The 21,979-nt window shown below is 61.1% G+C and carries 17 protein-coding genes and 1 pseudogene; 8 read left to right on the top strand and 10 right to left on the bottom strand.

Annotated elements, in window-relative coordinates; all coding sequences use genetic code 11:
* Positions 1-55 precede the first annotated feature (55 nt).
* From CH74_RS01725 to CH74_RS01715, 3 genes are all read right to left on the bottom strand, one after another.
* On the bottom strand, positions 56-670 hold the full coding sequence (locus tag CH74_RS01725; RefSeq protein WP_048305764.1) for a TPM domain-containing protein: 615 nt from the start codon (positions 668-670) through the stop codon (positions 56-58).
* A gap of 100 nt (positions 671-770) precedes the next feature.
* The gene (locus CH74_RS01720) at positions 771-1,541 is read right to left on the bottom strand and encodes a YgcG family protein (RefSeq protein WP_048305752.1); all 771 of its coding nucleotides are present in this window, start codon (positions 1,539-1,541) and stop codon (positions 771-773) included.
* A complete protein-coding gene (locus CH74_RS01715) occupies positions 1,541-2,158 on the bottom strand; it encodes a LemA family protein (protein ID WP_048305751.1) in 618 nt (205 codons plus the stop codon). Before CH74_RS01715 ends, CH74_RS01720 begins: the two co-directional genes overlap by 1 nt.
* Before the next feature lie 145 nt (positions 2,159-2,303).
* Here CH74_RS01715 and modA point away from each other — a divergent pair, with 145 nt between their 5' ends.
* From modA to CH74_RS18895, 5 genes are all read left to right on the top strand, one after another.
* Positions 2,304-3,137, top strand: a complete 834-nt coding sequence (gene modA, locus CH74_RS01710; RefSeq protein WP_048305763.1) for a molybdate ABC transporter substrate-binding protein — start codon at positions 2,304-2,306, stop codon at positions 3,135-3,137.
* Positions 3,138-3,152: 15 nt separating this feature from the next.
* Positions 3,153-3,848, top strand: coding sequence for a molybdate ABC transporter permease subunit (gene modB / locus CH74_RS01705; RefSeq protein WP_048305750.1), 696 nt, complete (start codon positions 3,153-3,155; stop codon positions 3,846-3,848).
* Positions 3,841-4,992 carry a molybdenum ABC transporter ATP-binding protein gene (modC, locus tag CH74_RS01700; RefSeq protein WP_082140247.1) on the top strand — a complete coding sequence of 384 codons (1,152 nt, stop codon included), beginning with the start codon at positions 3,841-3,843 and terminating at the stop codon, positions 4,990-4,992. The genes modB and modC overlap by 8 nt, the downstream gene beginning before the upstream one ends.
* A 126-nt stretch (positions 4,993-5,118) precedes the next feature.
* On the top strand, positions 5,119-5,664 hold the full coding sequence (locus CH74_RS01695; protein WP_216594684.1) for an SDR family NAD(P)-dependent oxidoreductase: 546 nt from the start codon (positions 5,119-5,121) through the stop codon (positions 5,662-5,664).
* Positions 5,661-5,918: an SDR family oxidoreductase gene (locus CH74_RS18895; protein WP_216594683.1), complete on the top strand. Its 258-nt coding sequence runs from the start codon at positions 5,661-5,663 to the stop codon at positions 5,916-5,918. The genes CH74_RS01695 and CH74_RS18895 overlap by 4 nt, the downstream gene beginning before the upstream one ends.
* Positions 5,919-5,980: 62 nt before the next feature.
* On the opposite strand, the gene CH74_RS01690 is transcribed toward CH74_RS18895, so the two are convergent.
* The 4 genes and pseudogenes from CH74_RS01690 to ptsP form a co-directional block, all read right to left on the bottom strand.
* Positions 5,981-6,646: a DUF6629 family protein gene (locus tag CH74_RS01690; protein ID WP_048305749.1), complete on the bottom strand. Its 666-nt coding sequence runs from the start codon at positions 6,644-6,646 to the stop codon at positions 5,981-5,983.
* 74 nt (positions 6,647-6,720) lie between these two features.
* Positions 6,721-8,579: pseudogene (locus tag CH74_RS01685) on the bottom strand (PTS fructose-like transporter subunit IIB).
* Positions 8,576-9,571 (bottom strand): 1-phosphofructokinase, encoded by a 996-nt coding sequence (gene pfkB, locus CH74_RS01680; RefSeq protein WP_048305748.1) that lies wholly within the window; start codon positions 9,569-9,571, stop codon positions 8,576-8,578. The pseudogene CH74_RS01685 and the gene pfkB overlap by 4 nt, the downstream one beginning before the upstream one ends.
* A complete protein-coding gene (ptsP, locus tag CH74_RS01675) occupies positions 9,571-12,447 on the bottom strand; it encodes a phosphoenolpyruvate--protein phosphotransferase (protein WP_048305747.1) in 2,877 nt (958 codons plus the stop codon). Before ptsP ends, pfkB begins: the two co-directional genes overlap by 1 nt.
* Before the next feature lie 184 nt (positions 12,448-12,631).
* Between ptsP and cra the strand changes: the two genes are divergently transcribed.
* The 3 genes from cra to CH74_RS01660 all read left to right on the top strand — a co-directional run bounded on the left by cra (position 12,632) and on the right by CH74_RS01660 (position 16,369).
* Positions 12,632-13,621 (top strand): catabolite repressor/activator, encoded by a 990-nt coding sequence (gene cra, locus CH74_RS01670; protein WP_048305746.1) that lies wholly within the window; start codon positions 12,632-12,634, stop codon positions 13,619-13,621.
* 89 nt (positions 13,622-13,710) lie between these two features.
* Entirely contained in the window at positions 13,711-14,352 is a 642-nt protein-coding gene (locus tag CH74_RS01665; protein WP_048305745.1) for a phosphoribosyltransferase, read from the top strand.
* Positions 14,353-14,443: 91 nt separating this feature from the next.
* Entirely contained in the window at positions 14,444-16,369 is a 1,926-nt protein-coding gene (locus CH74_RS01660; protein ID WP_048305744.1) for an alkaline phosphatase D family protein, read from the top strand.
* A 25-nt stretch (positions 16,370-16,394) separates the two neighbouring features.
* Here CH74_RS01660 and glgB read toward each other — a convergent pair whose 3' ends face one another.
* The 3 genes from glgB to treS are packed head-to-tail and all read right to left on the bottom strand — an operon-like array spanning position 16,395 to position 21,979.
* Positions 16,395-18,650: a 1,4-alpha-glucan branching protein GlgB gene (gene glgB, locus CH74_RS01655; RefSeq protein WP_048305743.1), complete on the bottom strand. Its 2,256-nt coding sequence runs from the start codon at positions 18,648-18,650 to the stop codon at positions 16,395-16,397.
* 33 nt (positions 18,651-18,683) lie between these two features.
* Positions 18,684-19,439 (bottom strand): phosphotransferase, encoded by a 756-nt coding sequence (locus CH74_RS19235; protein WP_253272894.1) that lies wholly within the window; start codon positions 19,437-19,439, stop codon positions 18,684-18,686.
* Positions 19,373-21,979, bottom strand: coding sequence for a maltose alpha-D-glucosyltransferase (gene treS, locus CH74_RS01650; RefSeq protein WP_253272893.1), 2,607 nt, complete (start codon positions 21,977-21,979; stop codon positions 19,373-19,375). The genes CH74_RS19235 and treS overlap by 67 nt, the downstream gene beginning before the upstream one ends.

Below are 21,979 nucleotides of genomic sequence, written 5' to 3'. Positions count from 1 at the left end.
TTGCCCCGAATAAAAACTGGCGCCAGCGCGGCCGTGAATGAAACGTCTACAGGCCCTAGAGAACCACCAGACGATTGGGCAACTCATTGCGCTCATGGGTGGCGGGCACCTCGCGCTTTAAGTGTTCACCGCAGGAATCGATGCAGGTCAAAAAACCTTGCAGCGTCTGGCCTTCTTTTACCTGCTGGGTGAACGCCGCCACGATGGATTGCCAGGTGTCGTCTTTTAGACGCTTCGAGATACCCCGGTCCACCAGGATTTCCACATAGCGCTCGGCTTCCGAGACGAAGATCAGCACGCCGGTTTCATTGCTGGTGTGGTGCAGGTTCTGCTCCAGAAACTGGCGCCGAGCCAAGTTAGACGCCCGCCAGTGGCGCACGCTGCGAGGAATGAGCCGGGTGGTAATCTTGGGCATCCTGAACAGCAGCCCCAGCAGGATGAACGTGCCCCACTGGACCAATAGCAATTCCGCAGCGCTCAGCCAACCGGGAAAATAATTGATGGCGCCAGGCACCACCAGCGCCAGAATCCCCGCCCATAGCAAAGGGATATAGGCATAGTCGTCCGCCTGAGGGGCAAGCACCGTGACCAGTTCCGCATCGGTCTCACGTTCGATGCGATTGATCGCCTCCGCCACTTGGTGCTGTTCGCTATCACTCAATAAAGCCATGATTTTTATACTCTGAAATACTGGGAGTTGCTGAATGAATTGCCGAACGGCGTAAAGCATAAGGCGTTTGGAGCCAGGCACCGGTATGTAGTCACTCCGATTACCAGCCACCGGACGCCCCCCCGCCCCCAAAACCACCGCCTCCGCCACCGAAGCCGCCACCGCCGAAACCGCCGCCAGAGCCGCCACGTCCGACGGACGAGCCGAGAAGCGCGCCGGCCAGCAATCCACCACGACCTCGCCGCCGTCCACGGCCGCCTCCCCCGCCGCCGCGGGAAATGAGCATGACGACGGCGAACATGATGAAGAACCAGATCGATGCGGGACCACCCTGACTTTCGTTGTTCCTGGAAGCACCGCCTTTTGGTTCGGCCAGGGGGTCGCCGCCCAGCACCTGGACCATCGCCGCCGCACCCTGGGTAATACCCTTGGCATAATCATCTTGCCTGAAGGCTGGTGTCATGATCTGGTTGATGATGATCGAAGACTGGGCATCCGTCAGCCGCCCTTCTAGACCGTAACCCACCTCGATACGCACCTTGCGCTCTTCCGGCGCGACGATCAGTAGGGCACCGTTGTCTTCACCCTTCTGCCCGATGCCCCACTGGCGCCCCAGCTGATAGCCGTAGTCCGCGATATCATAGCCTTGCAGGCTCGGCACGGTGACCACCACGACCTGCTCCGTGGATTGCTGCTCATGGGCCTCGAGCATCTCCGTCAGTTGGGCTTCGGCCTGCGGGTTCAGCAACTCGGCCTTGTCCACCACTCGCCCGCTTAGCTCGGGGAATTCAGGCTGCTGGGCCTGAGCGCTAAGCGCCCAGAGCGGTAATAACAGCAACAGTAGTAATGGTAGGCGTAGACAGATAGCCATTAGAATTCCACCTGAGGCGCCTGTTCCGCGTTCTCGGCGGTGGCCTCGAAGTTCTCGCGTATCGGCATGTCACTGTACATAACGCTATGCCATATCCGGCCTGGGAAGGTACGAATCTCAGTGTTATAGCGTTCTACAGCGGCAATGAAATCCCGCCGTGCGACCGAAATACGATTCTCGGTGCCTTCCAGCTGGGATTGCAGCGCCAGGAAATTCTGGTTGGAGCGCAGCTCCGGATAGCGCTCGGAGACCGCCATCAAACGACTCAGCGCGCTGGTCAGCTGCCCTTGGGCCTGCTGGAATTGCTGCAGCTTCTGAGGGTTATCCAGCGTGTCCGCGTCGACCTGAATGGAAGTCGCCTTGGAGCGGGCTTCGATCACCGCCGTCAGGGTTTCTCGCTCCTGATTGGCGAATCCCTTGACCGTCTCTACCAGGTTGGGCACTAGATCCGCCCGACGCTGATACTGATTCTCGACCTGAGACCAGGCCGACTTCACCTGTTCATCCAGACGCGGAATGTTGTTGATACCACAGCCCGTCAATACGAGCACCATGAATAGAAGCAGCGTCGAGCGCCAGAGGCCTCGATAGGAAATCATCGTAGGTTGCGTTGACATTTTTCCGTTCGTTCCTGTCGTTACGTAAACAATAGGTAAACAAGGTACAGGTCGGGCTCTCGAGAGGGAAGACTCAGGTTTGGAAACCCATGAGGTTACTGCTATGGTCCGATGCCATCGACGTTCAATCATGCCGGGGGTTTACATGTTCAAGTGGCAGACCAGGCATCGCGCCTCGTTTAAATATACAGTCTTGATTCGCGGTTTTCTGCTATTCGCCCTATTGGGCGTCGCTTTTCTTGCTCAGGCTGATACCGCCAAGGAAAAGCCGGGCGTCAAGATTTTTGCTGCCGCCTCGCTGACCGATGCCTTGAACGAAGCCATCGACCGCTATGAGGCCCAGCATGATGTCGATATCGTGCCGGTTTACGCATCATCCTCTACCGCTGCCCGTCAGATTGCCAACGGCGCCCCCGCGGAGCTGTTTTTTTCCGCCAACGTACAATGGATGGACTGGTTGCCGGATCAAGGCATCGAACTGGACTCGCGAACCAATCTATTGCAGAACCATCTTGTCCTCATTGCTCTCAAAGAGCGTGATCTGCCTGCTTTCACCCCGGGAAACGATGGAAAGCTCGTCTCGCTGCTTGACGATCAGGAGCGTCTATCCGTGGGCGATCCGGATCATGTGCCGGCGGGTATCTATTCCAAACAGGCGCTGCAGTCACTGGGTGAATGGGATGCGCTCGAGCCGCGCCTGGCCCGGGCCGACAACGTCCGAGCGGCTCTGGCTCTGGTGGAACAGGGGGAAGCCCCCCTGGGGATCGTCTACCAGACCGATGCCAAGGCCAGCGACAAGGTCGATCAACTTAGCCTGTTTCCGGCTGACAGTCACGACCCCATCGTCTATCCGTTGGCGCTGGTCAATCTACCGGTCAGTGAACCTGCTCAGGCATTTCGTCAGTGGCTGGAAAGCGACGAGGCCTTGGCGATCTTCGCCGACTTTGGCTTCGCTGCGGCCCAAGACGCAAGCCCCTGAGCATGAGGCAATAGCATGCTTTCCGATGCCGAATGGCAGGCCATCCTTATCAGCCTCAAGATTGCAGGCACTGCGGTCGGCTGGATCATGATGCCTGGGATAGCGCTGGCCTGGCTCATGGCTCGTTATGAATTCCGCGGCAAGGCGCTGCTCGATGGCGTAATGCATCTGCCTCTGGTGCTGCCCCCGGTGGTGGTCGGCTATCTATTGCTGATTTCGCTGGGCCGCCAGGGCTTTCTGGGACAATGGTTGCATCATTGGTTCGGCATTACCCTGCCCTTCACCTGGCAAGGCGCGGCGGTTGCCGGAGGGATCATGGCCTTCCCGCTGCTGGTACGGGCCCTGCGGCTATCGCTTGAAGCGGTGGATGTGAAACTCGAGGCCGCGGCCAGCACCCTAGGCGCCAATCGCTGGCGGGTGTTCTTCACCATTACCCTGCCTCTGGCATTTCCCGGGCTTTTGACCGGTACGGTGCTGGCCTTCGCTCGGGCGCTGTCCGAATTCGGCGCGACCATCACCTTTGCCTCGAACATTCCCGGCGAGACCCGCACCCTGCCTCTGGCGCTCTATACACTGATTCAATCTCCGGGCAAGGAAGACGCAGCAGCGCGCCTGTGCGCCATCGCCATCGTGATCGCCATGCTGTCACTGCTGACCTCGGAATGGCTGGCGCGCAAGGCCAAGCAACGCCTGCGAGAACGCGATGGTTGAAGATACCCACGACCCCTCGACCTTCTCTCAGTCCGATGCTGAAGACGACGGCCATTCTGCGTTTTCGATGGGGCTTAGCGTCGCGGTCGAAAAGCGCCTGGGGGATTTCACGCTCAAGACCTCTCTTGAAGTTCCCGCTACCGGGGTCACCGCTCTATTCGGCGCCTCGGGCAGCGGCAAGACCAGCCTGCTGCGCCTGATCGCTGGGCTCGATACGCCGGACAGTGGCGTCATTCGTATCGGTGAGCAAACCCTCGTGGATACCCGTCAAGGCATCGCGATGCCACCGCATCGGCGCCGACTGGGCGTCGTCTTTCAGGAAGCGCGTCTATTTCCTCACTACAAGGTGAAGGGCAATCTTACTTACGGCATGCGCTCGAGCGCCCGATCCCGCTTCGATACCATCGTGGATCTGCTGGGCATAAAGCCTTTGCTCAATCGCTTTCCCGCCACCCTCTCTGGCGGCGAGGCCCGGCGAGTGGCCATCGGCCGGGCGCTGCTGACCGATCCGCACCTATTGTTGATGGACGAGCCCCTGACCGGCCTCGATGGGCCTCGCAAGCAGGAACTACTGCGCTATATTGCCCGCCTGGCCAGGGATATAGACATTCCCATCGTCTATGTCAGCCACGACCCGGACGAATTGATCGCCATCGCCGATCATCTGGTGCTGCTCGATCAGGGCCGCCTGCTCGCCCATGGTCGCTTGGAGGAGTTGCTGCTGCGCTTCGATCTCACCGAATACCTGGGCGGATTCGATGCTGCCTCAGTCGTCACCGCCACCGTCGACGATCACGATCATCATTACGCTTTGACCCAGCTGCGTCTGGAGGACGGTCAGTGCCTGACCATTCCCATCGTCGACGCCCCCCTTGGCACCGCACTGCGCCTGCGTATTCCGGTACGCGACGTGGCCCTGGCCCTGTCAACATCCGAGCTGGTCAGCTACCGCAACCAGCTCAGCGCCAGCGTGGAACAGATCGGTCTGGTGGCCGGCAACAAGACCTCCGTCGAACTGCGCCTGAGGATTGGCAAGCAGATACTGCGCGCGCGCCTGACCCGCAAGTCCTTCGATGAATTGAAGATAAAAGAAGGCATGCCGATCGTGGCGCTGATACGCAGCGTGGCCTTTGATACGCGATGAGAGGCGATGGCTATTCAGCATTAAGAAGATTACCGATAGCGGTCTTCTTTGTTCTACGCTAGGTCTTGAGTAATCGCAGATTCATCTGCATGTAATGTATTCCCACACGTCAAGGAGGACTTCCCCATGGATCTCAATATCCAAGGACGCAAGGCGCTGGTGACCGGCGCCGACTCAGGAATAGGTTTCGCGACGGTTCGGCAACTGCTGGCCGAGGGCGTAATCGTAGTGATGTCGGATCTGGATCAAGACGTTCTCGACGCCGCGGCAGCCAAGCTGGATGCCAAGGAGGGCCAGCTACATGCCTTCGCCGCGGATGTCTCGGACACCTCTTCGGTTCAGGCGCTCAAGAAGCATGTCGCCGAGGCCGTCGGCGAGATCGACATCCTGGTGCAAGGGGCGGGTATTCACGGCCCGGACGGGCTTTTTCACGAGATCGATGAAGCCGGGTGGCAACGGACCCTGGACGTCAATCTGATGGGGCCAATGCGGGTACTGCAGGCGTTTTTGTCGGATCTGCGCAGCGGCGGCTGGGGGCGACTGGTCTTCATCTCCTCGGAAGACGCGGTTCAACCCTACGACGATGAGCTTCCCTACTGCGCTGCCAAGGCTGGGCTTCTGTCCGTGGCGCGAGGCTGTCTCGTAGCTACGCCAAGGAAGGATTGCTGGTGAACACGGTATCACCGGCCTTCATCGCCACACCCATGACCGATGAGATGATGGACAAGCTGGCCGATCAGCGCTCGATCAGCCGGGACGAGGCGATTCAATCCTTCCTGAAGGAGGAACGTCCCTTCATGGAACTGGGCCGGCGCGGCGAGCCGGAGGAAGTGGCGGCGGTCATTACCTTTTTGTGCTCGGATAAAGCCAGTTTCGTCAACGGCGCCAACTACCGGGTTGATTCTGGTGCGGTTGCCACGATCTAGGAGAGTGCGCGACACCTCAAACATAAAAGGCAGGCGGTCAAGAGGCTGTCGCGCTTTTCCGGCTAAGCTTTCCTGGCTCGGTTTGCATGAGCCTGCATATTGCGGCGCAAATGAAAATGACCATAGATCAAGACACTGACGATGGCTGCATAGGTGCACCATACCGAGGTAAAGGCGTACTGCTTGAAATAGATCACCACCAGCAGTCCCAGAAGATTGGCCACGCCGAAGCCAACGATATAACGATAGCCGGAGAAGAACAGGGCGCCGCAGGTAGCAATTATATACAACACGGCGATCAGCCGATGCCGCGTGGCCGGATTGTGATACACCACGCTGTGTTCACGCACGTATATATCGGTGCTGTAATTCAACAGTGCCCACAGCTGGTAAAGGGTCAGTCCACCGCCTATCAGCAGAAACGGCACGATCAGACGCTGCCGATGGCGACCGGGCTCGAGCAGCCATACGCTCAAGGGAATAAGCAGGGGCAACAAGCCTTGCGCATAGAGCATGTAGGCAAACCCCCACCCTTGCAGGCTTCCTATCGGCACGTCACCCGTCAAGCCAAGCCAGACCATCCCTTCATTGAACTGATGCCAGGCAAAAAGCAGCGGTAGGCTCGCGAACAGCCATTCGCTTCGATGCTGAGTTCGCGCAAGGGTTGCCATCCCCACGACCGCGATGATCGCGCTGCTGGCAAAGCTTGCATTGGCGGAAAAACACATGGCGCACGCCTCGGTCTAAACAAAGACAGGATAAAAGATAGCCGATTCCTTACATGCCTGGCTGCCAGAATCGCTCAGGTGCTAGCTTCGACGGACAAGGTTTGTTCGCTGCGCTTGATCATGGCGTAGCCAAAGCCCGTTACAAGGGAGCCGATCGCGATGGCGGCCAGATACAGTAGCGCCGGCGAGATGGCATTGGGAATCAGCAAGACGAAGATCCCACCGTGAGGCGCCATCAGCTTGGCGCCGAACAGCATCGACAGCGCCCCGGTAATCGCCCCGCCGATCATGGCAACAGGAATCACCCGCAACGGGTCCTTTGCCGCGAAGGGAATCGCGCCTTCACTGATGAAACAGAGGCCCAGCACGAAGGAGGCCTTGCCCGCCTCCCGCTCGGCTTGGGCGAACTTGCTGCGGGCAACGAAGGTGGCAATGCCCATGCCGATGGCGGGCACCATGCCGGCGGCCATGATCGCCGCCATCGGCGCATAGGTTTCCGAGGCAAGCAAGCCGACGCCAAAGGTGTAGGCGGCCTTGTTGACAGGGCCACCCATGTCGAAGCACATCATGGCGCCGAGCAGGATACCCAGCAGCACCGCGTTGGTCGAGCCCATGGTTTCGAGAAAATGAGTCAGACCGGCAAGTATCGCCGCGACCGGCTCGCCGATCAGATAGATCATGACGAGACCTGTCACCAGACTCGCCACCAGCGGAATGATCAAAATCGGCTTGAGGGATTCCACACTCGACGGCAGCTTGACGTAGCGAATGACCGCCTTGGCCACGTAGCCTGCCAGAAAGCCCGCGATGATGCCGCCAATGAAGCCTGAGCCGATGTCCGCCGCCAGCCAGCCGCCGATCATACCCGGGGCGATGCCCGGCCGGTCCGCAATGGAATAGGCGATATAGCCTGCCAACACCGGAATCATCAGCTGGAAAGCACTATCGCCGCCGATCTTCATCAATGCCGCGGCCAGCGTGCCTTCTTCCTTGAAGGCCTCGATGCCGAACACGAAAGAGAGCGCGATCAAAAGACCGCCCGCCACCACCATGGGCAGCATGAAGGAGACCCCGGTCAGCAGGTGCTTGTAAACGCCCTTTTCCTTGACGCTTTTCTTGCGTTCGCGGTCATCGCCTGAATTTGATGCTTGATCTTCTACTTCGGCCCCGGCCAGCGCCTCTTCGACGGTTTGCTGAGGTTTCTTGAGAGCGGTGCCGGTAGAGGTACGCCATATGGGTTTGCCCGCAAAACGAGTCGGATCGACTTCGATGTCGCAGGCCAGAATGACCAGGTCCGCGGCGCGTATCTCCTCCTCGGTCAGCGCATCCTGAGCTCCCACGGAGCCTTGGGTCTCGACCCGCATATTGTGTCCCAGCCGGCGACCGCTTTCCGCCAGCGCCTCGGCGGCCATGAAAGTATGCGCTACCCCGGTGGGACACGCGGTCACCGCAACGATATTCTTGGTCGTTGACCCCGACGCGGCTTCGGGCGTCTGTAAAGCGCCTGGCGCATGTCCGGGCGCATGTTCGGACGCCGATACAGAGCCTGGCGCATGTCCGGGCGCCGATACAGAGCTTGGCGCATGTTCAGGCGCGGCCTCGGGCGCTTAGAAAGCGGCGCCCTATAAATAGCCGCATCCCGACTGGCCCGCTCGAGAAAGCCCGCCGGGTCCGGCAGCGCCTGGTCGATCGCCGCCTGAAACAGCCGCTTGCCTTCGAAACGCTGCGGCTCCGGAACATGATCCGCCGCGACGACGATCAGCTCCGCGGCCTCGATGGCATCCTGGCTTGCCGGGGTCAAAGGTTCGAGCTCGCCGTGCATTTCCACCGTGACTTTCCAGTCGCGGCGTTTTGCCGCCTGTTCCAGGCGCCGAGCAGCCAGGAAGGTCGTCGCCATACCGCTCGGGCAGGCGGTAACGAGGATTACATTCATGCAAATGCTCCTTTTGCATTGGCGTTACCCTCTTCCAGACAACGCACATGGGTCTGAGATTGAAGTCGATCGAAATCCTCGGCGCGAGGATCGCCGACCCCGACATGACGCACGGCGTCCGCGGAGAGCGCCGTGGACAGACGCAGCGTCTCCTCTGCGGGCAGATCGATAAGCACGCCGTGCAACATGGCGGCAAGCAGGGTGTCTCCTGCGCAGACGGTGCTGACCACGTTCACCCTGGGCGGCGTGGCAAGCCATGCACCGCGCCGGCTGACCCATAGCACGCCATCGCTGCCGGCGGAGATCAGGGCCTCTTCGATGCCCGTATCAAAGAGTCGTTTGGCGGCCTTCAAACGTGCAGATTCACTTTTCAGTGTCGCGCCTGCCCAGGCCGCAAGCTCCTGTTCGTTGGGCTTGACCGCGCTGGGCTTGCACGCTTTGGGCAGGAGGTCGATGGCGGCAGTCAGCGCTGGGCCGCTGGTATCGACCCAGACAGGCAATCCCTGCTCACGCAGCCGACTAATCAGGCTCGCCAGATCCCTTGGTTCGATGCCTGGCGGCAAACTGCCCGCAATCACCACCGCGTCCGGGCGGCGCATCGAATCTCTGGCGCTGACATCGAGATCGTCGAGCAACTGCTGCCATGCTTCCTGGTTTACGTTCGCCCCCGGCCCATTGATGTCGGTGACCCGCCCGCCCCGTTCGGAAATCTTGGCATTGATACGGGTCTGACCCGGCACTCGCAGGAAGGCATCCTTCACCCCGAGATCGGTGAAGGCACGCACAAACGGCGCGTCGTTGTCGGCGCCGAGAAATCCCGACACCGTCACCTCATGGCCCAGGGCTACCAGCACCCGAGCCACGTTGACGCCCTTGCCCGCGGCATCCAGACGGGTGGACTCGGTGCGATTGACCTCCCCCAGGGCAAGGGTTTCCAGGCCAACTGCCAAATCCAGGGCCGGGTTGAGACTCAGCGTGAGGATTCTGGCCATTACAGCGCCTCCAGGGCTTCGCGCACCGCGTCGCTGGTGGACTGAGTCAGAGCCAGTTCGGCTTGCCGTTGTGCTCGCTCGAAAGTCAGCTCTCGCAGCCGCGCCTTGACCAGGGGCACCTGGCGCATGGATACCGACAGCTCATCGACGCCTAGACCCACCAGCACCGGCACCGCCTGAGGGTCGCTGCCCAACTCACCGCACACCCCTACCCATTTACCTTTGGCATGAGCCGCCTCGACGGTCATCTGGATCAACCTCAGCACCGCCGGATGCAGCGCATCGGATTGAGAGGAAAGCGTTGAATGGCCACGATCGATGGCCAGGGTGTACTGGGTCAAGTCGTTGGTACCTATGGAGAAAAAGTCGACCTCTTCCGCCAGGGCTGGCGCCAGCAGCGCGCAGGAAGGAATCTCGACCATCACGCCCACCTGCACATCCGACGCCTGAATTTCCTGCTGCAGGCGCTCGACGATGGCTCGGCCAGCACGGAACTCCGCAATATCCTTGACCATGGGGAACATGATTCGAAGCGGCCTGTTTCCCGCAGCGACAAGCAGCGCGCGAAGCTGGGTTTCGAGAATCTCCGGACGGGTCAGCGCCAGGCGTATGCCGCGCAGGCCAAGAAAGGGATTGTCTTCCTGAGGCAGCGGCCAATAGGGCAAGGGCTTGTCTCCCCCCACATCCAGGGTGCGCGCCACCAAAGGGCGGCCATCAAGAGCATCGAACGCCTGGCGGTATTCATCGACCTGGGTATCCAGATCCGGCGCGTCGGGATGGGCCATGAAGACGAATTCCGTACGCAGCAGGCCAATGCCTGCGGCACCGTATTCGACCGCGTCCGCGGTATGAGCCGTGTTGCCCAGATTGGCAGCGATCTCGACCCGGCGGCCATCCTGGGTGCGCCCTTCGTCGAAACGCGCACTATAGGCCTTGCGCTCCAGTGCCTCCTGCTCTTTCAAACGCAGCAGGGCGCGATCACGGCGATCCTTGGTCGGTGCAGGGATCACCCGACCACGCTCGCCGTCGAGGATCAGCTCGCTGCCGTTTTCCAGGGTCATGATGCGCGGCCCGGCCCCCACCACGGCAGCAATGCCCAGGGCGCGGGCAAGAATGGCGCTGTGAGAAGTCGCGCCACCGCGGGCGGTAAGCAGACCGCGTACCTTGGCAGTGTCCAATCTTGCCACGTCAGAAGGACCGACATCTTCGGTGACCAGGATATAGGGCTCGTCCGGCGGCCTGGGCATCGAGACGCCGCATAAAAGCCCGAGCACGCGCCGACCCACGTCACGCAGATCCGCGGCCCGCTCCGCCAACAATCGATCCGCCAGCATTTCCTGGGCTCCGGCGGCGGCATCGATGCTTTGCCACCAGGCCGCCTCTGCGGAGAGTCCGTCGTCGATGCCTTCATGGGCCGCCTCGCGCAGCTCCGGGTCGTCGAGCATTTCTTCATGCATCGAGAGGATTTCCGCTACCTCGGCGCCTTCCGCCTGGCGTATGAGCGTTTCGAGCTGATCATTTGCTTCCTTCAATGCGTGATCCAGACGCTCCTTTTGCTTGTCGCCGCTTCCCGCACGAGGGCCTGCCAGATCCTGCGCACGTTCGGAATACTCAAAGCGCGGCAGGCGCATCACGAAAGCAGGCGCGATCGCCAGTCCCGGCGCCGCGGCGACCCCGACATGGGAGGCATCCGCCGCCAGCGATTCGAGCTCGACCGGCGTCTCATCGGAAACGCCAATATCCTGTCGTTCTTCGATGGCTACGACCTTTTCGCCAAGACCTTCGCGAACCGCTTCGGCCACCGCCGCGAGTGCCTTCGACGCGCCCTCGCCTTGCGCGGAAAACACCAGGGTCTGACCGCGTCGCGCCCCCAGGCCTAGGACCTTGGTCAGACTCGCCGCGGACACGGTTTCGACGCTGCCTTCAAGCAGACGTACCTTGATCGGCACGGGTTGCTCCCGAACGATCTGGACCAGCTGCTTGGCTGGCCGGGCGTGAAGGCCGTGGGCGTTGAGCACCCGCACGCGTTCGGTCTCGGCGCCGGCATGCTCGCCCGCCAGACGCGCCAACACCGTGGCTGCATCCGCATCCGCCAGGGCTTCCCCTTCACCGGCGTCAAGCAGAGACGCCAGTCGCTCCAGCAGGCCCAGGTGGGCATCACCCTGGGTAGCCAGACAGAACACGCCGTTGAGCGCACCTTCCTGGCCGACAATCCTGGATTCCGGCGTGGCCAGGGACAATGCAGGCGTCGTGACGCCTTGGGCGCTGCTGACGAGCCACAGGCCCTGCCCCAGGGCGACAGGCTCCTGTTGAACGATGGCGGCGACGAAATCGGTGTTCACGCAGTCCGCCTGACGCAGCCGGGCGGCCCCGGCAAGGGCCAGCTCGAAACGATCCCTGGCGGGAAAACCAAGGCACAGCGTCTCGATATCAAGACGCGCCACCACCGGCGCCTTGGATAGCGCGGCAATGATCTCGTCACGACTGTCGGCCCTGGCCAGTCGCTCGGCAACCCCTTCGCGATCCAGTACATGGGTCAGGGCTCGCAGGATGTCGAGATGCTCGTCGCTTTGGGCAGCGATGGTCACCAGCACATGCACGCGATTGCCGTCGTGCCACTGTACGCCCTTAGGAAACTGCAGCACCCGGACCCCGGTTGCCAACACCTGATCCCGACTCTCCGGCGTGCCGTGGGGGATGGCGATGGCGTTGCCCAGGTAGGTCGAAGACTGCGACTCGCGCTCATACAGACCCTGGCGATATTCCGGGGTGGCCCGCCCCGCCTCGACCAGGGCGTCGGCGGCTTGATCCAGCGCGTCCCGCCAATCCTCTGCCTGACAGTCGAGCAGCACATCATCCTGATGCAGTGTGAGCATTTAACCTCCTGAGCCTGTCCGAAATAGCTTTTTTCATGCTGGGGCTGTCTTGTTTCACGGTGCTGAATCGTGTCACTTTGAATGATAATCATGCTGAAATCATCCTGGTGATTAATCAAGTGGGAATGTCTGCAAATGTTGCATCCTGGCTTTTTCAGAATAGTGTCCAAACCAAGGAGCCAAGATGACTCTCGCTGACATTGCGCGTCTCGCTGGGGTCTCGCGCACCACCGCAAGCTATGTGGTCAATGGCAAGGCCCAGGCGCACCGCATCAGTCATGACACGGTAGAGAAGGTACTGGCGGTGGTTGAGCAGTATCAGTACCGGGTCGATGCCCAGGCCGCCGCCCTGCGCCGAGGTCAAAGTCGTATGCTAGGGCTGATCGTGCCGGATCTCGAGAATGCGAGCTACGCGCGGCTAGCCAAGCATCTTGAACGCGGCGCCCGGGAACAGGGCTTCCAACTGTTGATTGCCGGTTCCGACGATGATCCCGAAACGGAGCGTGAACTGGCACTGGCGCTGCGGGGCCAGCGCTGCCAGATCTTGATCGTTGCCAGCAGCTTGATGCCGAATGATGGTTTCTATCGAGATCTCATGGCAGATGGCCTGCCGGTGATCGCCGTGGATCGCATGCTGGACCCTGGGCATTTTGCCTGCATCGTCAGCCACGATATCGATGCCGCCGAAACGCTGACCCGTTCGCTGATGACGCCCGACGTTCGGCGCCTCGCCTGGTTCGATGCGGTGGAGGGGCTTTCGATCACGCGAAAGCGCCGCCAGGGTTTCTATCAGGCCCTGTCCGGCACCGGCGCCACTCCGCTGATATTCACCGCAAGGCGCTACGCACGCGGCGAGGGCGCTCGATTGATGCATCGGCTGCTCGATGAGCAGGGCCTGCCGGATGCCCTGATCACCGCCTCCTATACCCTGCTCGATGGTGTTTTCGATGTACTGCTGAAAAACGCTGGCCTGCCCGACACACTGCGCCTGGCCACCTTTGGCGATGATCGTCTGCTCGACTTCCTTCCTCAGCGAGTCAATTCCCTGCCTCAGGATCATGCCCGTATCGCGGAGTTGACGTTGAACCGGGCGCTGGCAGCGGCTCGGGGCGAGTATCGCCCTGGCTGCGAGTTCGTCGAGCGTTCGCTGCGCCGACGCAGCACCTCGGCTTGAGGCGTCAACCCCGGGCACGCTGGCAAAAATGCCCGGTAATGCCGACACTGGGCTGCGATAGGTGTTCACGCATGTTTCAGGAGGTTTGAATGTCGGAACTGCCCTTTGCCAATCGTCGCGCCGCGGGCCGGGCGCTTGCCAGACGGCTTCTTGCGTATGCCATCGATGAAACACTCATATTGGGACTGCCCCGGGGCGGGGTACCGGTAGCGGCGGAGATCGCCCGGGAATTGAAGGCAAGTCTTGATGTCATGGTGGTGCGCAAGCTGGGTGTGCCGGGCCATGAGGAATTTGCCATGGGGGCCATCGCCAGCGGCGATGTGACGGTGCTCGATGACTCACTGGTCGAACGGCTGCGTATCAACGAGCAGCGCCTGCAGACAGTGATCGACAGAGAGCGTCGCGAACTCACTCGACGCGAAACGGCCTATCGGGGTAAGCGACCCTATCCGGATCTGAACGAACGCCAGATCATTGTCGTTGACGATGGCATTGCCACCGGTGCCAGCATGCGGGCGGCAATCCGGGCCATTCGCCGACTGGGGGCAAAACATCTGATCCTGGCGGTGCCGGTCGCGCCGAACGAGACCCTCGAAGCGCTGGCCGAGGAAGTCGATGACATCGTTTGTGTCGCCACCCCGGAGAATTTTCGTGCCGTGGGGCAATGGTATGTCGATTTCAGTCAAACGACGGACGAGGAAGTCCGGGCCTGTCTAAAAAGCCCTGCGTAGAATCATGTTTCTTCGAAACAAAAGCCGCATGGTCAGCGACCTGCTACAGAGGGTATGCTGAAACCTTCCCATCACCGGCCAACTACCCTGCATGGATGAGCGTGTTTCCCGTCAGCTTCCGGATGTCCTGGTCGGTCCGATCCTGCGCCGTATCGAGCGCCAGCGTCTCGTACTCTGGCTGGTAACGACACGCCCCTTATCGCTGCGTCTGACACTGCATTCCGCCAACGCAGACAGTTTCTCCGTCGTTCTGGAAGAAAAGCATTGCCGCTGTCTGCCATTAGGGCGAAATGCCTACGCCTGTCTGATCGATGTCGCCCTGGACGCGCCGCTGCCTGAGGACGTCATGATCGGCTACGACTTGCATATCGTTCATTCCAATGGCGAAGAAACAGGCATTGCCGACTGGGCGCCGCATCTTCTTTATGGCGATGAGCGTCATCCGAGCTTCGTGATCAAGTCGCGCCTGGACGGCATTCTCCACGGCTCCTGTCGTAAGCCCCACTACGGCTCGCGTGACGGTCTGGCCCGGGCGGATGCCTGGCTCGCCGAACATCATGATCATGCCGAAAAGCGCCCTGCACTGCTGCTGCTGACCGGCGATCAGATCTACGCAGACGATGTCGCCGGCCCCATGCTCGCCGCCATTCACGAGTTGATCGAGCGCCTGGGGCTTTGGGGTGAGCGCCTCGAAGGCGCGGTGGTGGATGACAGCGATGCGCTTTATGCCGCCGAAGATACCTATTATCGCCGGGAATACCTGCTGCCTCAGTTCGAATCCACGGAAGCACTGCGAGAGCGCTTTTTCGGCGGCGTGGAAAAGCCCGTGTTTACCACGGATAGCGCCGCCAACCACCTGATCACCCTGAGTGAAGTCCTGGCCATGTACCTGCTGGTGTGGTCCCCGGTGCCCTGGGGGCTGATTTCACGCGCCGAGCCTTCCCTGGATGACGAGTACCGGGAGCGCTTTGCCAAAGAACGCGAGGTGATCGATGAGTTCGTCGCCGAGTTACCGGCGGTGGCGCGGCTATTTGCGCAAGTGCCGACGTTGATGATCTTCGACGATCACGATGTCACCGACGACTGGAACCTGACCGCCGCCTGGGAAGAGACCGCCTACGGGCATTCGTTTTCCCGTCGCATCGTAGGCAATGCTCTGGTTGCCTATCTGCTTTGCCAGGGCTGGGGCAACGCCCCTGAACGCTTGAAAGCACCCATCGATCAGTTGCAGCACTTTCTCGAGGCCTTTGACGCGCACGGTTATCTGCCGAGCAAACAGCAGGACGATTTGATTACCGAGCTTTTGCGTTTCGAAGGCTGGGGATTCTGCCTGCCCGGTCCGCCCAAGCTGGTGGCCTTGGATATCCGCACCCGGCGCTGGCGCAGCGAGCGCAAGCGTCATCGCCCCTCGGGGCTGATGGACTGGGAGGCATTGACGGAATTGCAGCAGGAAATGCTGGACGAGCCCTCGATCATCATCGTGTCGCCATCTCCGATGTTCGGGGTCAAGCTGATCGAAGGCGTTCAGCGTCTGTTCACCTGGGCCGGCAAACCCTTGTTAGTCGATGCGGAAAACTGGATGGCGCATCGTGGCGCGGCCCAGGTCATGCTCAATATCTTTCGACACACTCGCACGCCGCGCAACTACGTCATTCTTTCCGGGGACGTACACTACTCCTTCGTCTACGACGTGCGCATCCGTCATCGCGATGCAGGGCCGCACATCTGGCAGATCACCAGCAGCGGTATCAAGAATGGGTTTCCCGACACGCTGCTGGACTGGTTCGATCGTCTCAACCGCTGGCTCTATGCCCCCTGGTCGCCGCTCAACTGGTTCACCAAGCGCCGGCGCATGGAGGTACGCCCCTTCATTCCGGATCGGGCCAAGGCCGGCGAGCGGCTATGGAACGGCTCCGGCATCGGCCTCGTGCGCCTGGATGAACAGGGCCGCCCGTCAGAAATCAACGAGCTCGGGGTCAACGGCGTCACGGTGCGCTTTCATCCCAAGCGGGACTGAGCGCGCAACGCCCCTGACGCTCGGATCAAGACACTGTCTTCTCCCCCGTGGGACGCAGCATCAGCACGCTCAAGGGCGGCAGACGCAAGGCAAGACTCGCGGACTGGCCGTGCAGGGATTCGTCCCGGGTGGTGAGCTCCCCCAGGTTGCCCCGATTGGCGCCACCATAATGCTCGGCATCGCTGTTGAAGCTTTCCTCCCAGCGCCCTGGTAGCGGTACGCCCAGACGATAATCGTCATGGGCCACCGGTGTCATGTTGGCCACCACCAATAACGGCTCCCCGGCCGCGCTCCAGCGCAGCCAGGCAAAGACGCTGTTGCTGGAATCATCTCCCACCACCCAGCTGAAACCAGAAGGCTCCGTGTCTCGCTCATGCAGGGCCGGCAGGTCCGTATACAGCCGGTTGAGGTCACGCACCAGGCGCTGAATGCCTTCGTGGCGCGGCTCACCGAGCAGCGACCAGTCGAGCTCCCGGTCATGACTCCACTCTCGCCACTGGGCGAACTCGCAACCCATGAACAGAAGCTTCTTGCCGGGCTGGGTCCACATGAGGGCAAGATAGGCCCGCAGGTTGGCGAAGCGCTGCCAGTCGTCCCCAGGCATCTTGTTGATCAGCGAGCCCTTGCCATGCACCACCTCATCATGGGAGATGGGCAGCACATAACGCTCGGAGAAGGCATAGACCAGCGGAAAGGTCATTTCATTGTGGGCATAGCTGCGATAGAGCGGATCATTGGCCATGTAGCTCAGGGTGTCGTGCATCCAGCCCATGTTCCACTTGTAGGCAAAGCCGAGTCCGCCTTCTTCCGTGGGCTGAGTCACCCCGGGCCAGGCGGTGGACTCCTCGGCGATGACTGCCGCCCCCGGCACTTCCTCGTTGATTACCGCATTGAGGTGTCGCAGGAAATCGATCGCTTCCAGGTTTTCACGGCCGCCATGGCGGTTGGGAATCCATTCGCCGTCCTTGCGGGAATAGTCCCGGTACAGCATCGAGGCCACCGCATCCACCCGCAGCGCATCTACGTGGAAGTGCTTCACCCAATGAAGGGCCGAGGCCAGCATGAAGCCATGCACCTCCCGCCGCCCCAGATTGAAGATGTAGGTGTTCCAATCCTGGTGAAAACCCTCGAAGGGATGCTCGTACTCGTACAGCGCCGTGCCATCGAAGCGGGCCAGGCCATGGGGGTCCGTGGGGAAATGCGCCGGCACCCAGTCCAGAATCACACCGAGTTCCGCCGCATGGCAGGCATCGACGAAATAAGCGAAATCCTGGGGGCTACCGAAGCGACCGCTAGGGGCGAACTGCCCCAACGGCTGATAGCCCCAGGAGCCGCCAAAAGGGTGTTCCATGATCGGCAGCAGCTCGAGATGAGTAAACCCCATCTCCTTGACATAGGGGATCAGATGCTCGGCAAGATCTCGCCAGCTGTAAAGCTCGCCCTCATCGCCGCCGTGCTTGCGCCAGGAGGCGGCGTGCACCTCGTAGATGGCCATGGGCCTGTCCGGCGCCTGATGCTCGCCGCGTTTTTCGAGCCAGGCATCATCCTGCCAGGTGAAGGGTGTGGTATCCGCCACCACGGAAGCGGTGTCCGGCGGCATCCGGGTCGCCAGGGCCACCGGATCGGCCTTCAGCGTCAGCGCGCCCTGGGCGTCGATCATCTCGTATTTGTAGGCTTCCCCGGGTCCGAGGCGCGGCAGGAAAAGCTCCCATACGCCAGCCGGGTGGCGCAGGCGCATCGGATGACGCCGGCCGTCCCAACCATTGAACTCCCCGACCACGGACACCCGGTGGGCGTTGGGTGCCCATACCGCGAAACGCACGCCCTTCACCTCGTCGATGGTCATGGGCTGGGCGCCCAGGCAGTGGCCCAAATTGCGATGATTGCCCTCGCCGATCAGGTACAGATCCATTTCGCCCAGCAGCAGGCCGAAGGCGTAAGGGTCTTCCGTTTCCTGTTCACTCCCTTGGGGCCAGCGGATACGCAGCTTGTAAGGGGCGCCGTGGGGTAGCCGTGCGGCAAACAGTCCCGGAATCTGTATAGGTGTGAGGCAGCAGCGAAACTCATCGCTATCCCGATCCAGCACGTCCACCCCCAGGGCGCCGGGCAGATAGACCCGCAGCAGCGGGCCATCCAAGTCATTCTCTGCACCCTCTTGCAGGCCCAGTACCGCAAAGGGATCCGCATGGGTGCCCCGGGCCAAGGCTTCTGCGTCATCCGCGGGCAGCTTCAGCCGCTCGTCTCTTGTATGCTGGGCGTATTCGACGGGTTGATTACTCATTCGCTTCTCCCATCCATTGATCGGCGATAGTCATCAGCCGCGCAGCGGCACGCTGAGCCAGGTTGGACGATTGGCGGCTTCATAGGCAAGCTCGTAGACCGTCTTTTCCAGCAGGAACAAATCCAGCGCTGCCTTGGCCTGTTCATCGCTTTGCAGGCGATGGGGCAGATCCTCCGTGGCATGACGATAGCCTTCGAGGAAAAGACGCCGACATTCATCCAGAATCTGCTCCGAAAGGGAGCGGGCGTCACTGCCGTCGCTCTCACCATCCAAGCCAATCTGTCCTTCCTCAAGTTTCACACCGGCGTAGTCGAAGGAACGCAGCATACCCGCCACGTCTTTAAAAGGGCTATCCTTGGCTCGGCGTTCTTCAAGTGTCCGGGCAGGCTCACCCTCGAAATCGATGATGAAGGCGTCCCCGTTGGCCACCAGCACCTGGCCCAGATGCAGGTCGCCGTGGTTGCGTATCAACAGGCTGCCCTTGGCTTGCTGGGCCAGAGGTGCGATGGCAGCCAGCAAATGATCACGGCTTTCAAGAATTCGGTCGATCATGCGCTGCTCGGCTTCTGCGGCCTCGCTTCTATGGCGTGCCAGCAGCTCGAGGGCGTTCTCGACCTGTTGATGTATGCGCCGAATCCAGTTCGTCACCTGCGCTTCATCTGCAACCTCGGGGCTGAAATCCGCATTCTGGGTAGAGACAGCCAGCGCCTGATGCAGCTCGCCTAGACGCTGGCCCAGGATCGCGGCAAAGGCCTCGAGTTCACCCCGAGGGCCAAAGCCCTCTTCCATGGCCTGATTTTCCTCGCCCGCATCCCGCAGGCACGCTCAAGGGTCGTGCGAGTCCAGGACCAGGCGTCTCCCTGATTGTTGATGTAGCCTTGCAGCAGCATCAGGGTCTGGGAGCCTTCCTCGTCGAAGCGCGCCACTTCACCGTACAGCGGCGCCATGTTGGCAAAGCCCTGCTCGCTCAGATAACGGCCCATTTCCGCTTCCGGATGCAGGCCGCTCTCGACCCGGCGCAGCACCTTGAGCACGACCTGGTAGTTGACGATGATGGAGCTGTTGGACTGCTCCACCCCTTGCTGTACCACTTCGGGCTGCTCCGGCAGCTCGAGTTCGTTCATCAGGGAGGTGGGCAAGAAACGTATTTCACCCGCAGCGCTTGGCAAGGTGGCGGCGTTGCGTATGGCCTCCACTACCGCCAGGGCAAACTCGTCCCGGGTGATGGCGTCCGTGAGCAGGCCGACCTGATTGGCGCGACGCACCCGGGCCAGGGCCAGCTGGCGGGGAAGCGCCCGGTCCTGCTCCTCTTCGCCGAGAAACGCAAACGGCAGCTGATAGCGTTCCACCCCTTGAGCGTGGCGCACTTCGATTTCACTGAGCAGCCCGACCCGCCCGGAGTTCGTAAGCGGCGTGGCGTACAGCAGCGTAACCTGTTCGATGCGCTGCTGCTTGGCGGCAAACCAGCGCCGCTTGGGCAGGTAGCTTGGCAGTATCTCGTTTTCGAGCAGTTTGCGCGGCGTGCCCTCGAGAATCTCTTCAAGCTTGCGCTTGACGATCAGGGTGGCGTAGTCCGGCATCGGCTCCGGGACCGGCACGTGCCATTCCGGCATGGCGGTCTCTGGGGCTAGATAGAACCAGTAGAAGCCGTAGGGCGGCAGCGTCAGTAGATAAGGCAGCTTGCCCACTGGCGGGAAGGCGCTGCCGCCGACCATCTCCACCGGCACCTGTCCGGCAAAAGCGCTCATGTCCAGCTCCACTGCCTGGGCAGAGCGAGCCAGGTTGGCCACGCATAAAAGCACTTCCGTCGTGCCATCGTCCAGGGTCATCTCCCGCAGGTAGGCCAGCACATGACGATTGGCGGGATGCAGCGGGCGCATGCTGCCACGACTGAAGGCTCTGTGCTTGCTGCGCACGACCAACAGACGACGCATGCTGTTCAACAATGAATGAGGGTCCCGGGATTGGGCTTCCACGTTGATGGCCTGAAAGCCATACAGCGGGTCCATGATCGGCGGCAGCACGAGGCTTGCCGGGTCCGCTCGGGAAAAGCCGCCGCTGCGATCCATGGACCACTGCATGGGGGTGCGCACACCGTCACGATCGCCGAGATAGATGTTGTCCCCCATGCCGATCTCGTCGCCGTAATAGAGCACCGGGGTACCGGGCATGGACAGCAGCAGACTGTTGAGCAACTCGATACGGCGCCGGTCGCGCTCGAGCAGCGGCGCCAGACGCCGGCGAATGCCCAGGTTGATGCGGGCGCGCCGATCCGCGGCGTAGTGATTCCACAGGTAGTCCCGCTCCCTATCCGTGACCATCTCCAGGGTCAGCTCATCGTGGTTGCGCAGGAAGATCGCCCACTGACAGTTGGGCGGAATTTCCGGGGTCTGTCGCAGAATGTCCGTGATGGGAAAGCGGTCTTCCTGGGCAAGGGCCATGTACATGCGCGGCATCAGCGGGAAGTGGAAAGCCATGTGGCACTCGTCGCCGTCGCCGCCCTCATTACCGCCAAAGTAGGGCCGGGTGTCCTCGGGCCACTGATTGGCCTCCGCCAGCAGCATGCGATCCGGATAGCGCTCGTCCAGGGCCTGCCGGATCTTCTTGAGCACCACGTGGGTTTCCGGCAGGTTCTCGTTGTTGGTGCCTTCCCGCTCCACTAGATAGGGAATGGCGTCCAGGCGCAGTCCATCGACTCCCATGTCCAGCCAGTAGCTCATGACCTTGAGCACTTCCTCGAGCACCTTGGGGTTATCGAAGTTGAGATCCGGCTGATGGGAATAGAAACGGTGCCAGAAATAGGCCCCCGCCACCGGGTCCCAGGTCCAGTTGGAGGTTTCCGTGTCGAGGAAGATGATACGCGTGCCCTGATAAGCCTGATCCGTATCGGACCAGACATAGAAATCCCGCTCCGGTGAGCCCGGCGGCGCGTTACGGGCACGCTGGAACCATTCGTGCTGATCCGAGGTGTGATTGATGACAAGCTCGGTGATGACCCGAAGCCCGCGCTTATGGGCTTCGTCGATGAAACGCTGGGCATCTTCCAGGGTGCCGTAATCCGGGCTGACGTTGCAGTACTCGGCAATGTCATAGCCGTCGTCCCGTCGCGGGGACGGATAGAACGGCAGAATCCAGATCGTGTTGACGCCAAGGCCAACGATGTAGTCGAGCTTGTCGATCAGGCCCTGGAAATCACCGATACCGTCGTCGTTGGCATCGAAGAACGACTTGACGTGTACCTGGTAGATGACCGCGTCCTTGTACCACAGCGGATCATCCAGAAAATTGAGCGTATCGACGCTGTGGGTTTCGCTGCTAGCATCCATCAT

The sequence above is a fragment of the Halomonas sp. PR-M31 genome, assembly GCF_001039575.1.
Lineage (GTDB): Bacteria > Pseudomonadota > Gammaproteobacteria > Pseudomonadales > Halomonadaceae > Modicisalibacter.
This window is presented reverse-complemented; position numbering and strand designations above follow the sequence as displayed.

Excerpts from the sequence above, each read along its gene's own strand:
- CH74_RS19235 (WP_253272894.1), bottom strand. The coding sequence starts at position 19,439 with ATGGAAGAGGGCTTTGGCCCTCGGGGTGAACTCGAGGCCTTTGCCGCG.
- glgB (WP_048305743.1), bottom strand. The coding sequence starts at position 18,650 with ATGAGTAATCAACCCGTCGAATACGCCCAGCATACAAGAGACGAGCGG.
- CH74_RS01665 (WP_048305745.1), top strand. The coding sequence starts at position 13,711 with ATGTCGGAACTGCCCTTTGCCAATCGTCGCGCCGCGGGCCGGGCGCTT.
- modB (WP_048305750.1), top strand. The coding sequence starts at position 3,153 with ATGCTTTCCGATGCCGAATGGCAGGCCATCCTTATCAGCCTCAAGATT.
- modA (WP_048305763.1), top strand. The coding sequence starts at position 2,304 with ATGTTCAAGTGGCAGACCAGGCATCGCGCCTCGTTTAAATATACAGTC.
- CH74_RS01695 (WP_216594684.1), top strand. The coding sequence starts at position 5,119 with ATGGATCTCAATATCCAAGGACGCAAGGCGCTGGTGACCGGCGCCGAC.
- CH74_RS01715 (WP_048305751.1), bottom strand. The coding sequence starts at position 2,158 with ATGTCAACGCAACCTACGATGATTTCCTATCGAGGCCTCTGGCGCTCG.
- CH74_RS01720 (WP_048305752.1), bottom strand. The coding sequence starts at position 1,541 with ATGGCTATCTGTCTACGCCTACCATTACTACTGTTGCTGTTATTACCG.
- CH74_RS01725 (WP_048305764.1), bottom strand. The coding sequence starts at position 670 with ATGGCTTTATTGAGTGATAGCGAACAGCACCAAGTGGCGGAGGCGATC.
- modC (WP_082140247.1), top strand. The coding sequence starts at position 3,841 with ATGGTTGAAGATACCCACGACCCCTCGACCTTCTCTCAGTCCGATGCT.
- ptsP (WP_048305747.1), bottom strand. The coding sequence starts at position 12,447 with ATGCTCACACTGCATCAGGATGATGTGCTGCTCGACTGTCAGGCAGAG.
- treS (WP_253272893.1), bottom strand. The coding sequence starts at position 21,979 with ATGATGGATGCTAGCAGCGAAACCCACAGCGTCGATACGCTCAATTTT.
- CH74_RS01660 (WP_048305744.1), top strand. The coding sequence starts at position 14,444 with ATGGATGAGCGTGTTTCCCGTCAGCTTCCGGATGTCCTGGTCGGTCCG.
- cra (WP_048305746.1), top strand. The coding sequence starts at position 12,632 with ATGACTCTCGCTGACATTGCGCGTCTCGCTGGGGTCTCGCGCACCACC.
- pfkB (WP_048305748.1), bottom strand. The coding sequence starts at position 9,571 with ATGGCCAGAATCCTCACGCTGAGTCTCAACCCGGCCCTGGATTTGGCA.
- CH74_RS01690 (WP_048305749.1), bottom strand. The coding sequence starts at position 6,646 with ATGTGTTTTTCCGCCAATGCAAGCTTTGCCAGCAGCGCGATCATCGCG.